The organism is Cytobacillus sp. S13-E01 (assembly GCF_029193815.1).
Lineage (GTDB): Bacteria > Bacillota > Bacilli > Bacillales > Bacillaceae_L > Bacillus_BV.
The window spans coordinates 178,331-193,661 of record NZ_JARFVC010000004.1 but is presented as its reverse complement, the minus strand read 5'-3'; the positions used below and the strand labels follow the sequence as shown (position 1 = coordinate 193,661).

Sequence of the window (15,331 nt, the reverse complement as noted above, 5' to 3'; positions counted from 1 at the left end):
ATAGCATTTCAGATGTTGTTTTAGCTTGCATGTGTAAAACTAGGTAGTCTGGGCCACCAGCTTTTGAGTCAGTTCCAGACATGTTAAATCCACCGAATGGTTGGTATCCAACGATTGCACCAGTACAACCACGGTTGAAGTAGAGGTTACCAACATGGAAGTCTTCGCGTGCTTTTTCGATGTGTGCACGGTTGTTTGTAAGAACTGCTCCAGTTAGACCATACTCAGTGTTGTTTGCAATATCAAGTGCATGGTCGAAATCTTTCGCTTTGCAGATTGCTACAACAGGCCCGAAGATTTCCTCTTTCATTAGACGAGCATCTTCTGCTACGTCTGCAAAAATTGTCGGCTCGATGAACCAACCTTTAGAGTCATCGCCTTTACCACCGTGTAGTAATCTTCCTTCGTTTTTACCGATCTCAACATAACTCATCACCTTGTCAAACGCACCTTGATCGTTTACAGGACCCATGAATATAGATGTGTCTTTAGGTTCACCAACAGTTAGCTCTTTTGTTAATTCAACAACGCGGTCTACTACTTGGTCATATACGTCTGCTAAAATGACTGCTCTTGAGCAAGCCGAACATTTTTGTCCTGAGAAACCAAATGCAGATGCCACGATTGATTTAGCCGCTAATTCAAGATCAGCATCTTTATCAACAACAATCGTATCTTTTCCACCCATTTCAGCAATGACACGTTTCAACCAAATTTGGCCTTCATTTAATTTAGATGCACGTTCGTAAATTCGTAATCCAACATCACGTGAACCTGTGAAGCTAATGAAGCGAGTACGTGGATGATCTACTAAATAGTCTCCAACTTCTGCTCCACTACCAGGGACAAAATTAACTACACCTGCAGGAAGACCTGCTTCTTCAAGAACTTCCATGAATTTAGCAGCAATGATTGGAGTTGTACTAGCAGGCTTTAGTAAAACAGTATTTCCCGCTACTAATGCAGCTGTTGTCATACCAGCCATAATTGCAAATGGGAAGTTCCAAGGCGAAATAATAACACCCACTCCAAGTGGAATGTAATTAAAACGGTTATATTCGATTGGACGACTTTCAACTGGAAGTCCGTCTTTTAGACGAAGCATTTGACGTCCATAATATTCTAAAAAGTCGATTGCTTCCGCTGTATCAGCATCAGCTTCATTCCATGGCTTACCAGCTTCTTTTGTTAAAAGGGCAGAAAACTCATGCTTACGACGGCGAATAATTGCAGCAGCACGGAATAAAATATCTGCGCGCATTTCTGGCTTTGACTTGCGCCATGTTTGGAATGTTTTATCTGCAATTTGCATTGCCTTTTCAGCAAGCTCTTGGTTTGCTTTTGAAACCCGGCCAACCAACTCTTCTCTGTTTGACGGGTTTACAGAAGCGATTTTATCCTCAGTTGTGATGCGTTTTCCACCAATAACTAAGTCATAATCTTGCCCAAGGTAAGACTCAACTGTCTTAAGACCAGCTAAATAAGCTTTCTTGTTTTCCTCAACAGAAAAATCCGTAAATGGTTCATGTTTATATGGTAGCAATATATCCATCTCCTTATTTTTATTTATACTTTTATTAATGCAAGTTCTGTGCCAAGTTAGCAAATATACAAATAAAATTTTCGTTGAGAGCGGCAATTTCCGTGTTTTTTAAGATAAGCAGGTATAAATTTTGCACCCAGTTTTGGTGTTTAGCTCTGGTGCAATCAGCTCGAGGTCATATGCCATTTCCTTTAAAAAGGAATCGACTTACCCTAGTCATCGATAAACGGACATGATGTACATTTTTTAATTTCTGGTGATTATATTGGTATCTTTGAGCAAAACAAGAGGCAAAAATGCAATCTTATTTTGCACACATGTCCCTTAAGTTTATTTTTCGCCAAATAACATTGCACCCTATCACTTTCTCTATTAAACTAAAAGAAGCGATAAAGAAGGGGGATTATATGCAACTTGATTCTATAAACAATAGTGCATGCGTCGATAGTATTTTCCGAACATTATTAGATGTGATTGAGGTCGGTATACACGTCATTGATAACAATGGTATTACAATCATTTATAATTGCAAAATGGCAGAGATAGAAGGAATGTCAATTGCCGATGTCGCTAACAAGGATTTGCTCGATGTGTTTATGTTCCCAGACGAAAGGGACAGTACCCTGATCCAAGCCCTTCGGGAAGGGACAAAAACCAAAAATGCAAAACAAACCTATTTCAATAATAAGGGCAAAGAAATCACAACAATTAACGATACATTTCCGATTTACAATAAAGAAGGAAAAATTATCGGAGCGATTGAAATGGCTAGGGATATTACCAATTTAGAACGTATTATCCGGGAGAATATTCTCCATAAAGGTGATACATTGTATACGTTTGATAGCATTATCGGAAAAAGTGATTGCATTCAAGAAGTCGTTGAAAATAGTAAACGTGCGACGAGGACATCATCATCTGTTCTACTAGTTGGTGAGACAGGAACAGGAAAAGAACTATTTGCACAAAGCATCCACAATGGAAGCCAACGTTCCTCTAAACCATTTATTAGCCAAAACTGTGCGGCACTACCAGACAACTTAATTGAGGGCTTACTTTTCGGTACTAAAAAAGGGGCATTTACCGGATCGATAGAGCGACCTGGTTTATTTGAACAAGCCCAGGGCGGAACAATTCTACTTGATGAAATCAACTCATTGGATCCTGCCTTACAAGCTAAGCTTCTACGGGCCATTCAAGAAAAAACAATCCGCAGGGTCGGAGATATTAAAGATAAAAAAATTGACGTTCGTATAATCGCCACCATTAACGAAGATCCAATAGACGCTATCTCAAATGGAAAATTACGTAAAGATCTCTATTATCGGCTTGGTGTAGTTTCATTATTTATTCCACCATTACGAGAACGTAAAGAAGATATATCACTATTGGTTTCTTCCTTCATTGAAAAGTATAATTACTTATTTGGAATGAAAGTAAAGGGTATTAGTGATGAGGTTTATGAGCTTTTTTGGGAATATGACTGGCCAGGGAATGTTCGTGAGCTCGAACATATCATAGAAGGGGCTATGAATTTGCTAGATGATGAAGATTTGATTCACTTTTCACACCTTCCTGTACCATTTAGAAAAAAACCACAGTTTAAAGATACTGGGCTCTCACTACTAGCAACCAAACAAAGCAATCCAAAAGATGAAGATAATGACTTCACCAAACTAGAAGATTATATGGAAAGTGCAGAAAAATCTTATCTAGAGAAAGTATTACTTCACCATGATTCCAATATTTCAAAGGCAGCCAAGGCTCTTGGCATGAGCCGGCAAAGCTTGCAGTATCGTTTGAAAAAATATAATTTGTAAAAGGAAGGGAAGACTAGTTTCAAGTAAGGATTTTTCTCATAAAATTACAATTAATAGTTGTCTTAGAATAGAATATAGTGATTTTAGAAAACAGTAGGTGGTGTAAGAGACCTAAGAAATGAGTAAAAACATCTCTTAGGTCTCTTTATTGTTTTATCCGGAAAAATTTTAGATATATATACATCCAAAAAATCAATATTAGTTCTATCTTCATAACATATTTCATCGTAATGACTAATGCAAGGTACTGTAAAATTCTAACCTAGAAATGCTACATTTTAAATCTTCGAACTAAACTATTAAGATCTTCAGCTAACTTAGAGAGCTGCTCTGAGCTTCCTGCTACTTCCTCCATCGAACTACTTGTTTGTTGAATTGATGCAGATGTCTGTTCAACTCCTGCTGCTGATTCTTCAGAAACAGAAGCTATATTTTCAATAGATTGACTCATTTTCTCACTATGCGTAACAATCTCCCTTAAATTCTCGGAAACTTGTTGGATTCTATTAACCATTTCTGACACTGAGTTATTAATATTTCCTAAGGTTTCTCCTGTTGACTGTATTTGTTTAGTACCTTCGCCAACTTCGCTATAACCTGCTTCTAGAGAAGATACTACTTCCCCTGATTCTTTTTGTATTCCTTCAACAATACCTGTAATATCAGAAACTGAAACTGACACCTGTTCAGCTAATTTACGTACCTCATCAGCAACAACCGCAAATCCTTTTCCATGTTCTCCAGCTCTAGCCGCCTCAATTGCAGCATTTAATGCCAATAGGTTTGTTTGCGTGGCAATAGCTTGAATGACTCCTACTAATGATGATATTTCCTTAGATTGATTATCGAGTCCTTTTACCTTTTCAACTGATACCTTAAAAATATGCTCAATAGCGTTCATTTGGCTAATGGATGATTTCATTAAATGACTACCATCTTCAGTTAACCTCAAAACAAAATTTGAAGATTCGTATATATGTTCGCCATTTGTATTTGCTTCTTGTATCATTTTGATAAAGCTTGTCATCGCCTCTAAAAGTTCAGATGATTCATTTGCCTGTGCTTCAGAACCAGCGGATAACTCTTGCATAGTTGCCGCTACCTGTTTACTTCCTTCTTTTACTTCATTCGCTGATTGTGTCAACTCTTCACTATGTCCTGTAACAGTTCCAGAAACAACAGAGATCTGTTGGATCATGTCCCGCAAACTTGTTAACATCTTATTCATCGCAAGACTAAGTTGGCCAATCTCATCTTTCCCATCATACTTACTCTCTTCCACGTTTAAGGAACCCTCAGAAATATCAATAGCCATTTCAATAGCTTTGTTTAGATTTTTTTGTACTAATCGATTAACTATCAAAACAATACTTGACCCTACTATTATCGAAGAAGCGATTGATAGGATTAATACGAAAATAGATCTATTTAAACTATCCTTTACCAACGTTTCCGCTAATTGACGCTGTTCATTTATCAGGTTTCTAAGCTCATTTAGTTTATTTACTGTTCCACTTCTGAGAATTTGTGTTTTCATCCTAGTTAATGTCGCTCCTGCTAGGTCTCCACTCTTGATTGCTGGAACAAGTTCATTTAAGAAAAGATTATTCACTTCTTGGTCGTTGTTTGCGATTTGGTTAAAATATTCTTCCTCTTCTCGCGTATCAATTGTTGCTTTTAATTCTTCTTGAAGGATATTAAAAGACTTTCTTCTTTCCTCAAATTCTTGGATATATACATCTTTAGGTGTATTTAGATAATCTGCGATTCGAATATCTTTTCCTCGGAATAACGACGCCATCTCAGTAACTTTGATTGCTCGATCACTTCTACGCTCAAGCGCAGCAAGATCTTCTTTAACATTTTGTATTTCTGTATAAATGATAATTGCAGAAATACAAAAAAGGAGAAGTGTTAACCCTAATGCCATTCCATACTTCCAGCCAATTTTTACATTTCTAAATCGTTTTGACAACATTGCAGTATCCCCCTATGTAGTTACTAACTAATTTTTTAAAAAGACGATGTTCACAATCTCTTTATCATTTCTTGACATGAAGCCTAGAGTTGATGTAAGTATTTTTATTTTTATTACTATTGAGGATCCCCGTATGTACCCATTCTTTTTGCTATCATGTACGGACTGAGAAGTATGATACCTTGTTGAGTTTTATTCCTTAAACGAATAAAAAAACTCCTTTTTATCAACGTAACGTAAACACATTTGTGAATTGGATTACGCTAATAAGAAAGAGTTTCAGAAAATGAAAACCAATTCGGTAACCCAGCCATCCTAGCATAAATATGCTGTAGACCCGCGGCTTTGCGTCCCCGTCTTTCGGCGGGTTTGCTAGTATCGTTGATTAAGTTTTTAGTATAAAAGTAGTCATACTATTTTTCTATATTATAGTAATTATTGCAATAAACACAAATGTTGAAGCTATTAGCCACACTATTAAAGTGATGCCTCTATATAAAAGTAAGCGAGAATAATGTATATTTCACGCTTGCGTGTATGGGAAGAGAAATTTTCTCTCTTGTTTTGTTTGGCTGTTTGTGCAAGTCATTTTTTAAACCCACTAAATTTATTTTGTTTATGTGTTCGTATTCTTATCTGTTTTTGATTTCCTATTTGTGTAAATCACATAAACAAGGTTTATGACAACCAATAATAATGAACCACTTAATGCTCCTAGAATAGAAATTAGACTAACTTTAACTATCAAGCTTCCAATAGCGACCCCAATAAATGCTATTATGGCTATTTGACTGATCCTCCATTGAGAAGATTTCCTTTTCAACCTTTTTACCCCCTCTCCTAATATACCTTTTTCTAGAAAAAGTTCACAAACTTTTCCTTTTTTCATATGTAAAAATAGCTTTGAAACATTTTCTTGATTACTATTTAGAAAAGACAGTTCTTCTAATAATTCATGATTAACATTAGTTAAATTGCTTAACTTGATGCTTTCTTCTTCACTAACAAATTGTAACCTTCTATCGTTATTAGCTCCTAGTAATCCGTAAATATATGTATTACTTTCATAACAATTTACCTCAGTTATTCTTAAAATATAACCAGGTTGACTTTCATTTATTTTCGGTGGAAGTGATATTAAAAGTTGTTTTGGTAAGTTCATTTTGTCTCCTTAAATTTAAACTTATAGAAAAAATGATTCAGTATTTTCAACTGAATCATTTCGATTAATTATGAGAATTCGTTCCGGTTAATTATGAGACGATTCCAGTTAATTATGAGAAATCACACACCTAAACCGCTTCACTATCCCACTTCTTCTGATCATGAACAAACAGTATCCCTAGTTCATGGTGCTCCCCATTATATAATGCTCGTTGAACGAAACGAACTTCTCCATTTGTATCCAAAATCTCTAACTTACAATATGCTCGGTTTTTCTGAAGAGATTCATAGAAATCGCTCTCCGTTTTAACTGAAAGACTATTAACCTTTGTGATAATTTCACCGACTTGAAGACCCATTTTTTCAGCAGGTGATTGGGGAATTAGACCTAAAACCATTAGACCCTGCTCTTTTTTCGAAAAAATGACTGGTAATGAATCATCTGTTAAGCGGTGATGTATCGCTATTCCTTCTCTACCAAGTAGCGCTACAGTAACAGAAATGATTGCAAGTATCGGATACCATAGACTACTGACGGCTACGATTGAAACCACAATTCCAAGCGCAATTACCCGTTTTCCAATAAAACGGATTCCCTCTGCCGGAAGCATTCCAACGACCTTGTTATGGAACCCTATCCCAAATGGCACGAGAAGCAATGTGTATTCTCCACCATTAATAGAAAACAACGGCCACCATTCAAACTGTGTTGTTAATACTTCACCAGGTAATACTAGGAAAACCGGAACGATCCACAATCGCTGTGCTAGATGTGAACCTACAGGTAACCCCCGCTTACTTTTTTCAATTTGGGGTGATGTTCCTGTTGAGCCATTTTTATAAATTAAAATTCCTTCAGCAATCACTAGCATTGCTAATAAAAGCGCCAATGCTGGTAATCCTGTGGCTTTTACATCTTCAATAATTTGTTGTAGTAATTTTGATTCACTCTTTAGGTTTGCTAGAAAAATTACTGCAAAAAACGCCAAGCCTAAACTATAGGCTGGTGAAATCCAACGCAATTTTAATGTCAAACTCAAAATGACCGTAGCTAGTCCAATAAGTACGATCGTTCCAAATGGGATAACGATTCCAATTCCGATGGTTAAAACTGAAATGGCTAATCCAATTAACACACCAACAGGCAATAACGCGCGAAGCTCATGAAAGATATCAAACACCCTAGTATGAAAAGCCTGTCTTTCCCTCTTTATGCGCAAATAACCAACTACTACTGCTAATCCAGCGAGATAATAAAACAATGGATGAAGAAAAAACCGTCCTATCCCTTTTAAAAACTCTATTAACCATAATTCTATCATTAGTTTCACCGCCCTAGTAGCTATGTTTACATGACTCAAACAATTCTACTTTTTCACACTTCTAGTTTCCTATTGTTTATTCTACCAAAACCATATTGGAATGAATACGGATTTTATTGGAAAATTTGTTTTATTTTGTTCTCCTGTGTTTATATATAACGCAACTAATGATTTTTTAGCAATTTTATAATGCCTTGTTCTACTGCTGTCGGTTTTAACTCTTTATAATTTTCAAAACAGTTTAGAGAGAATATGTTGTAATTCAGTCGACTGATCTAAACACGTATTTTGTAATTTAAGGCGAGTATTTGATCTAAATAGACGCGTATGTTTCACCTTTTTTTACAGGGAGAGTACCTTTCAAAACAGTGGCTCAACTTCATAAACTTCCCATTAAATGGGGTTATAAGCCGGTACATACAAAAATCCCCTCCACTTTGAAGGGGATTTCCTATCATTTTTTATTGAAACAATATTTTAATCGCTGTTTGAAGCTGAAGATCGTTCTTCTCGTCGCGTACTTTTTCAAGTAGCTTTGTTTGAATAACTTCTGCTGTTTTTGAATCAATTTCGCCAGTAACAGTTAAGTTGTTTGCTTGCTGGAAAGCTTTCACAGCTGTCTCTGTTTCTTTACTGAAGTAACCATCTTTGCGCCCTGCTTCAAAGCCTAGGCCACTTAACATTAACTGTGCATTTTTTACTTGCTCACTATTCGTATCTAGTACCAGCTCTTTTTCAGTTGAAATTGGATTACTGTAAAAATATTCAGGTTGCAAGACTTCAACCGTAGGTTCTACACCTTTTTCATGAATCCAGTTTCCATCGGGAGTTAACCACTTAAACATCGTTAGTTTAATATTACTACCATCACCCATTGGAACAGCCTGTTGAACCGTACCTTTACCAAAAGAAGTCTCACCTACAACCTCATAGTTACCCGCTTCTTTTAATGCTCCAGCTAAAATTTCTGAAGCTGATGCACTGCCACGGTCAATTAAAACTGTAATTGGATAGCCTTTTTTTTCTTTTAAGGTTGAGAAGAAACGTTGTTTATTGCCTGAACGTTCTTCGATTTGAACATATGGTTTTTCCTCTGTTACTAAGTTTTTAAGAATTTCCTCAACACTTTCTAAGTAACCACCTGGGTTCCCACGAACATCAAGAACTAAGCCATCAATTTTTTGCTTTTCTAATTCATCTAGGCTTGTTGCGAAATCTTTTGCAGTGTCCTCTGCAAAAGAAGTTAACTCAATATATCCAACTTTTTTACCGTTATATTCTTTTATAGAAGAATAGACTGTTTCAATTGGAATCTCATCTCTTTTTACATCTATTTTAAGAATTTCTGTTACACCTGGGCGGACGACTTCTAATTGTACAATCGTTCCTTTTTCTCCACGGATTTTTAAAACGGCGTCATACAGATCAAGACCTTCTACACTTTTACCATCAACAGATAAGATTTGGTCATTTGATTTTAGACCTGCCTTTTCAGCTGGAGAGTCTTTAAAGGGTGCAACAATGGTTACTTTCCCTTCCATCATACTAACTTCAGCACCGATTCCTTCAAACGAAGAATCCAATGATTGACTAAATTGGTCTGCTGTTTCTTTGTCCATATAAACTGAATAAGGATCTTCTAATGTATTGACCATCCCCTGAATAGCGCCTTCAATTAATTCAGCATCTTCAATATCCTCAACATATCGAGATTTGATTAAATCATATACTTGACCAATTTTTTTCATCTGTTCCTGAGCATCTTCGCTTGGCTCCGGTTGTGACGTTTGGCTCTCATTCGCTGAATTATTGTTACTAGCTATCAAATTAGTGCCATCAAGCACCTCTGTTGCGACATATGTCACCCCTACGCCAACCAGCATCGAAAGTGCTAAATACATTGCAAGAATTTTACGACTCATCAAACCATTCATCCTCCTATCCCATTACCGGTAGAACAAGTGCAATATCATTATTGTGTGCCCTAGATATGTTCTTATTCTATCTATTTATATATCGAACTACCTTGTTAGGAAAAGGCACCACACATGCTTAAGTGCGATGCCTTTGTTCAACTATATGAGAAGCTTGTTCGGTTTATGAAGGCTCTTTTCTGAAAAATTGTTGTTTTTTACAATCAAAAAGAGAAGTTTTTTTAGTGATCGATTAAAAATAATCAGACAAATGCAACTATACTTTTTAAAATTAACACCAACAACATTTACCGAAAAAGTCTTTATGATAAAACGCTTCACATTTTAAATATGAACTAACTACTTTTAATTATAGGTTAATTTCCAATGTTGTAAAGGAAAACGTTTGTAGTTACCTACCTGCCTTCCGCTTTTTACGTCATGGTTTTATTAAGGTTACTACCAAGCCACCTGATTTTTTCATAGCCCGTGCACCGCTAGGTCTTCTTAAAGACTTATACGTATAAATTTTTTAGATCTTTCATATAGTGATTTATAAACATCACAAAACGAACACCAATGATGATTATACCAGGCATTATTTAAATATTTCTGTATTGAGGGGGGTACTTATGAGTAAACAACAGAAATACTCTATTCATTTTCCAAGCAAGGTTGTAAGCATGCAGTCACAGGATCGAGTACGATTTTTAGAAAAAAACTACCATTTGATAGACATACGACATTCTACCCACTGGCTTATTAGAGTAGCAGCACCTCAAAAAGCTGATGGTTTTAAAATTTATATTTTCGCAGCTAGTATGGAAGGATTCACAGAAGGCTATGACCTTCCTATTTTGGAAACAGTTAAAACCTATCCACTTGATGATGCGATGAAATTGATCGACTATTACTACAACTTGGCAAATGAGGATAAAATCTACGATGAGGATACACTCAAGCAAAATAAATTATTAATAAACGCAATTAGAAGAAAACGAATCTTGTTATTACGCGTTCCAAAAAAGAGATTAAAAGCGAATATCTCAAACTAATTGTTGAACCACACCCTTTTACCTTGGTGTGGTTCATTTTCCGTTAGCACCAAACTTGCACTAACCATTTTATTTCCACTTCTGTATGTCCACCAATCCAAATCAACTTTCTCAACAACGACTGCAGCAGGTTATTGTTATAAGCACCTTCAATCTGACGCTTTTAGAGGTATCAGATATAGTGTATCTTAATTATAAGAGAAATTTCTGGATTTTCCCTTTCTCAATTAGGTCATTTTTAGACACTGTAACCGCGAAAGGAAGTTGAAAAATGGATCATATTAAAGAATTAACTACACTACAAGAGTGGAAAGATGGATTCACTGTGATGAAGGAGCTAAGAACACATTTGGATGAAGGGACTTATCTAGGGTTACTTGCAGCAATGCGGGATGAAGGATACCGAATGTTCGCTGTTATTAGAAATAATGAAATGGTTGCTGTTACTGGAATTATTCAACTCACTAACTTATATAATGGTAAGCATATTTACGTATATGATTTAGTTACCGCCGATTCACATCGTTCAAACGGGTATGGTGAGATGCTATTATCCTATATTCATTCACTTGCAAAAAATCATGGCTGCTCATCCGTTGCCCTATCCTCTGGATTCAAACGTAAGGATGCACATAGATTTTACGAGGAAAAAATGGGCTATAAAAAGACAAGCTATGCATTTGTGAAGAAACTTTAAAAGGTTAGTTTTATGAATAAAAATGACAAGCACTGCATGCGGTTTTTTTAAACAAACGTTTGATTAGCTTGAATGGACATAGGCGTATGAATTCTTTGAAAAATTCAAACAAACGTTTGATTGAAGTTAAACATTCAATACTATCGGTATTTATTCACATTAAAACTTTTACGGGCAGCACTCCCTTTCACTGCCCGTTACCTTATTTTCACAGCTAAAAATCCTTTGTTCACTCTTCTACTAGATTTGCTTAAATTTCTAGTATTTTTTTATTAACTTTAAATACGAAATTGGTGATGTATCACTATCTGAGGTAGTATAAACCCAAAGCTGCTTATTTTCTTTTAAATTGTATACGACAAAAAACATACCATTAATGTCACTTATTTCAGCGACAGACGGTTCACCAAGGAGGTTTTTCAAATCATTTAAAAAATATTCTGTTTCTGGAGCATGTTGGATTACATGAATCGTATTTCCATCATCGAGGTATGGATACCCATATACCACACTACCATACTGCAAAATGTTCGCACCGTCCCAGATATCTTCTACTTCCGGCTCACCTAAGCTTGCTTTAATTTCCGAAACTGTTGACCCAATCCCAAATTCTGCACCAGGTAAAAAACCGTTGCTAATCGAATTCTTAAACTCTTCATTAAAGTACTCATGTTCAGGAGTTGTCTCTGTTTCCTCATTTTTAATCTCCGATTTCGTCCCCACCACTTGTTCCTTCTCAATTGGTCCACTAGTTTTTTCTTGTGAACAGCCTATTAACACAATAGTGATAGATAGTAAAATAAATATGTATTTCATCAGACCCTCCATTTTTTATGACACATGCAAATATTGGCTATAAGCAGTAGTTCCTGTCGAATCGTGAAAAGAAATTACTTCCTATTTTATCACGATAAATTAAAAGGATAACGGGTTAAAATACCTATATTGGTTAAAAGGGGGTAACAATCTTAATAAAGGATTGAAAAGGAAAAATTTAGGTTAAAATAGATTTAGATTTTCTACTACTCCAGTAAGAGCACGATCTGAAGAACTCCTATCTCAGAAAGAAGTACATTTACATTGATCGCTTTTGTAAATCCTGATAACTGGGAATTTCCTTGTAGAATTGTCGGTGATGTAATATCAGTAGTTATTCCTTGCTCAGATATTACCGTTGCTAGGTTACCAGAAATCATATTTCCTAATTCGCCTGCGAAAGAAATTAACATCTCCTCGCCAATTGGCATTCCGAACATCTTTTCACCAATTGCAGAAAAAATAGTAGGTTGTCCTTTAAATATGAGTCTTCCTTTAATGTCCCCGGTAAATCCAATCAATACACCAAACTCTATAGTAACTACTCGTAAAAGCTCAGGTTTTTCAATCGATTGTTCAATAGGAATGATTGTTTGAGTGGAGGTTATGACACCGTTTACTAACCTCGTTAATTGATCACTTTGTACTTTCGTTGAACTAGACATTACATTCCTCCAAAACAAAGGCCGTTAACATCGAAGTTAACAGCCTTTCAACTTTATAGTATGGCCATCATGAGTATCACTGTTTATTTTTCTTCAATGCTAAATTTCCTTATTTCATCATTCATTTCCTTCGCAAATGAATCTAGTTCACTCGCTAACATATTTAACTGTTCCATCGATGCAGTTGTTTCTTCAATTGAAGCAGAAACTTGTTCAGTTCCAGCGGCAGTCTCTTGACTTATTGAGGTTATTTCATGTGCATTTCTAACTAATGTACCTCTTTGTTCAACCATCTCTTTCACGGAGTCCACTATACCTTGAATCATCGAGCGACTGCTTGTAATTGCTGCTGAGATAAGAGAGAATGATTCTTCAGTATCATCTACTGCCTTTCCTTGTTCTACCAGATATTCATTTGTCTCTCTAATCAAGTGAACCGTCTTTGAAGTTTCCCCTTGCATTTTTCCGATAATTGCTGAAATATCTTTTAATGAGCCTTCTGTTTGTTCAGCTAATTTTCGTACTTCTTCAGCAACTACTGCAAACCCTTTTCCTGCTTCACCTGCTCTTGCTGCTTCAATCGCCGCGTTAAGAGCCAACAAATTGGTTTGTCCCGCAATTTCTGCTATCTTTTTAACGATGTCATTAATGGAGGTTGAATTTTCGTCAAGCCCTGATACTGCTTTTGCCATTTCAGATGCCATCAAATTCGTTTTTGAGAACTGCTCTTTAAGTAAGCGAACTTTATTCATCCCTTCTTTTGAAGAGTCCTCCATGTTATTTGATTCAGTTTGTATTACTTTAGCTTGATCTTCCACTTGTTGGATTTTATCCGCTAATAGATTTGTTGCCTGGCTATTAGCCTCAATTAATTCAGTTTGATTTGTTGCTCCAGCAGAAATCTCTTCCATTGTAGTTGCCACCTCGTTTGAAGCAGCAGTGTTCTCTTCTGCACTTGCAACGAGAGTTTGAGAAGCATCTGTTACATTATCAGCAATTGTTGATACTTTTTGTATCATCATTTTCATTTGAAGAATCATTTGATTAAAACTTTGAGCTAATTGTCCAACTTCATCCTGTCTATCAAACATTACCGTTGCAGTTAAATCTCCATTTTCAACATTCTTCATTGTATCTTGTAATGTTTTAATAGGTTCTACAAATTTTCTAGTAACGAAAATCGCAATTAATGAAGCAAATATTAAAACTACTCCTAGAGCGATAAGAATTGGTAGTATGATTCCTTGTGCTTTTTGTTCTAATTCATCTTTGAAAACTGTGCCTGCTAGTTGCCACCCTGTTTTTTCATTTGTCACAAACGCCATTATCTTAGCTTGTCCCTCGTGATCATATTCAATAATTCCATCGTTTCCTTCTTTTTTTATCATCTGATAATATTGTTCACTTGAGACATCGACCCCAATATTTTCTTTATCAGGATGAGCTAAGTATTTTCCTAGGTTATCAAATAATACTGCATAACCAGATTCACCAATCTTCACTTTGCTAATCATTCCAATTAGTGTATCTACTGAAATATCAATTGACATAACACCTACTGCGGTACTTCCATTATATACAGCCTTCGCAACACTCACTACGACCTCATTCGTTGCTGTATCAATGTATGGTTCCGTCCAAATAATTTGATCTTTGTTTTCAATCGCATCAGTATACCATACTCTAGTTCGTGGATCATAATCACTTGGAAGTTCAGTACTCGGATATAAAATCATTTTTCCTGTTGCCGTACCCATATAGATATTGGTTATTTGCTCATTTGATGATGCTGTTTCTTCAAAAGAAGCCAATATCTTATCTTCAGTGGTTTCAAAACTTTTAAGATCTGATTTTTCAGAAAACAAATTAATCGTATTTTCTGTGTTAGTAAAGAAAATTTCAAATGAATCATTCATACTAGACATTTGTTGCTTTACATTTAGCGATAACTCCTCTGTCGTCATTGACACACTAAATTGATATGCCACAAATGAAATGATTGTTCCTGATAAGATAATTAATGATAAAAACGGAATTAAGATTTGTCGTCTAATAGTCTTATTAAATACACTACTTAATTTACTTTGTTTTTTACTTTTTTCACTGTTACTTTTAAACATCATTCTTACCCCTATTCCTTAAAGTTTTAATATAAAATCATACAATGAACCTATTAGAGCTTTCTCTTGAATCAATAAAGGAAATTTCCATCAGTATTGGGTTGTCTTCGCATCCTACACTGATGGTTAGTTGATCTAAAAACCTAAGTAACGCAGACTTCATGTTCTTATACGAACCTTAACGGGCAGTTATCCACACTTTAACTTCGTTTTGTAGTAGATGGTCTATTGCCAACTG

At 35.7% G+C, this 15,331-nt stretch carries 11 protein-coding genes and 1 riboswitch; of the genes, 3 read left to right on the top strand and 8 right to left on the bottom strand.

Annotation, left to right across the window (positions count from 1 at the left end; genetic code table 11):
• A partial coding sequence (gene pruA, locus PY093_RS05190) for an L-glutamate gamma-semialdehyde dehydrogenase (protein WP_275644819.1) occupies nt 1-1,546 on the bottom strand: 1,546 nt, incomplete at its 3' end.
• 404 nt (nt 1,547-1,950) lie between these two features.
• Between pruA and PY093_RS05185 the strand changes: the two genes are divergently transcribed.
• Complete coding sequence (locus PY093_RS05185) at nt 1,951-3,363, top strand: sigma-54 interaction domain-containing protein (protein ID WP_275644808.1); 1,413 nt, start codon at nt 1,951-1,953, stop codon at nt 3,361-3,363.
• A gap of 271 nt (nt 3,364-3,634) precedes the next feature.
• Here PY093_RS05185 and PY093_RS05180 read toward each other — a convergent pair whose 3' ends face one another.
• The 4 genes from PY093_RS05180 to PY093_RS05165 all read right to left on the bottom strand — a co-directional run bounded on the left by PY093_RS05180 (nt 3,635) and on the right by PY093_RS05165 (nt 9,749).
• The gene (locus PY093_RS05180) at nt 3,635-5,341 is read right to left on the bottom strand and encodes a methyl-accepting chemotaxis protein (RefSeq protein ID WP_275644807.1); all 1,707 of its coding nucleotides are present in this window, start codon (nt 5,339-5,341) and stop codon (nt 3,635-3,637) included.
• A gap of 297 nt (nt 5,342-5,638) precedes the next feature.
• Nucleotides 5,639-5,725: riboswitch (cyclic di-GMP riboswitch) on the bottom strand.
• 232 nt (nt 5,726-5,957) lie between these two features.
• Entirely contained in the window at nt 5,958-6,503 is a 546-nt protein-coding gene (locus PY093_RS05175) for a hypothetical protein (protein WP_275644806.1), read from the bottom strand.
• A gap of 130 nt (nt 6,504-6,633) precedes the next feature.
• Nucleotides 6,634-7,827, bottom strand: coding sequence for a PDZ domain-containing protein (locus tag PY093_RS05170; RefSeq protein ID WP_275644805.1), 1,194 nt, complete (start codon nt 7,825-7,827; stop codon nt 6,634-6,636).
• A gap of 461 nt (nt 7,828-8,288) precedes the next feature.
• Nucleotides 8,289-9,749, bottom strand: coding sequence for a S41 family peptidase (locus tag PY093_RS05165; protein ID WP_275644804.1), 1,461 nt, complete (start codon nt 9,747-9,749; stop codon nt 8,289-8,291).
• Between the two features lie 623 nt (nt 9,750-10,372).
• On the opposite strand from PY093_RS05165, the gene PY093_RS05160 reads away from it, so the two are divergent.
• Both PY093_RS05160 and PY093_RS05155 read left to right on the top strand, forming a co-directional pair.
• Nucleotides 10,373-10,795: a hypothetical protein gene (locus tag PY093_RS05160; RefSeq protein WP_275644803.1), complete on the top strand. Its 423-nt coding sequence runs from the start codon at nt 10,373-10,375 to the stop codon at nt 10,793-10,795.
• Between the two features lie 271 nt (nt 10,796-11,066).
• Entirely contained in the window at nt 11,067-11,492 is a 426-nt protein-coding gene (locus tag PY093_RS05155) for a GNAT family N-acetyltransferase (protein WP_275644802.1), read from the top strand.
• Nucleotides 11,493-11,750: 258 nt separating this feature from the next.
• Here the strand turns inward: PY093_RS05155 and PY093_RS05150 are convergent, their stop codons facing one another.
• From PY093_RS05150 to PY093_RS05140, 3 genes are all read right to left on the bottom strand, one after another.
• Entirely contained in the window at nt 11,751-12,308 is a 558-nt protein-coding gene (locus PY093_RS05150; protein ID WP_275644801.1) for a DUF4309 domain-containing protein, read from the bottom strand.
• A 206-nt stretch (nt 12,309-12,514) separates the two neighbouring features.
• Nucleotides 12,515-12,973, bottom strand: coding sequence for a chemotaxis protein CheX (locus tag PY093_RS05145; RefSeq protein WP_275644800.1), 459 nt, complete (start codon nt 12,971-12,973; stop codon nt 12,515-12,517).
• Nucleotides 12,974-13,056: 83 nt separating this feature from the next.
• Nucleotides 13,057-15,093 (bottom strand): methyl-accepting chemotaxis protein, encoded by a 2,037-nt coding sequence (locus PY093_RS05140; RefSeq protein WP_275644799.1) that lies wholly within the window; start codon nt 15,091-15,093, stop codon nt 13,057-13,059.
• Nucleotides 15,094-15,331: the final 238 nt, after the last annotated feature.

What these genes read in the sequence shown, in the direction of transcription:
- PY093_RS05150 (WP_275644801.1), bottom strand. Translation starts at nt 12,308, where the DNA reads ATGAAATACATATTTATTTTACTATCTATCACTATTGTGTTAATAGGC.
- PY093_RS05140 (WP_275644799.1), bottom strand. Translation starts at nt 15,093, where the DNA reads ATGTTTAAAAGTAACAGTGAAAAAAGTAAAAAACAAAGTAAATTAAGT.
- PY093_RS05160 (WP_275644803.1), top strand. Translation starts at nt 10,373, where the DNA reads ATGAGTAAACAACAGAAATACTCTATTCATTTTCCAAGCAAGGTTGTA.
- PY093_RS05165 (WP_275644804.1), bottom strand. Translation starts at nt 9,749, where the DNA reads ATGAGTCGTAAAATTCTTGCAATGTATTTAGCACTTTCGATGCTGGTT.
- PY093_RS05175 (WP_275644806.1), bottom strand. Translation starts at nt 6,503, where the DNA reads ATGAACTTACCAAAACAACTTTTAATATCACTTCCACCGAAAATAAAT.
- PY093_RS05170 (WP_275644805.1), bottom strand. Translation starts at nt 7,827, where the DNA reads ATGATAGAATTATGGTTAATAGAGTTTTTAAAAGGGATAGGACGGTTT.
- PY093_RS05185 (WP_275644808.1), top strand. Translation starts at nt 1,951, where the DNA reads ATGCAACTTGATTCTATAAACAATAGTGCATGCGTCGATAGTATTTTC.
- PY093_RS05145 (WP_275644800.1), bottom strand. Translation starts at nt 12,973, where the DNA reads ATGTCTAGTTCAACGAAAGTACAAAGTGATCAATTAACGAGGTTAGTA.
- PY093_RS05155 (WP_275644802.1), top strand. Translation starts at nt 11,067, where the DNA reads ATGGATCATATTAAAGAATTAACTACACTACAAGAGTGGAAAGATGGA.
- PY093_RS05180 (WP_275644807.1), bottom strand. Translation starts at nt 5,341, where the DNA reads ATGTTGTCAAAACGATTTAGAAATGTAAAAATTGGCTGGAAGTATGGA.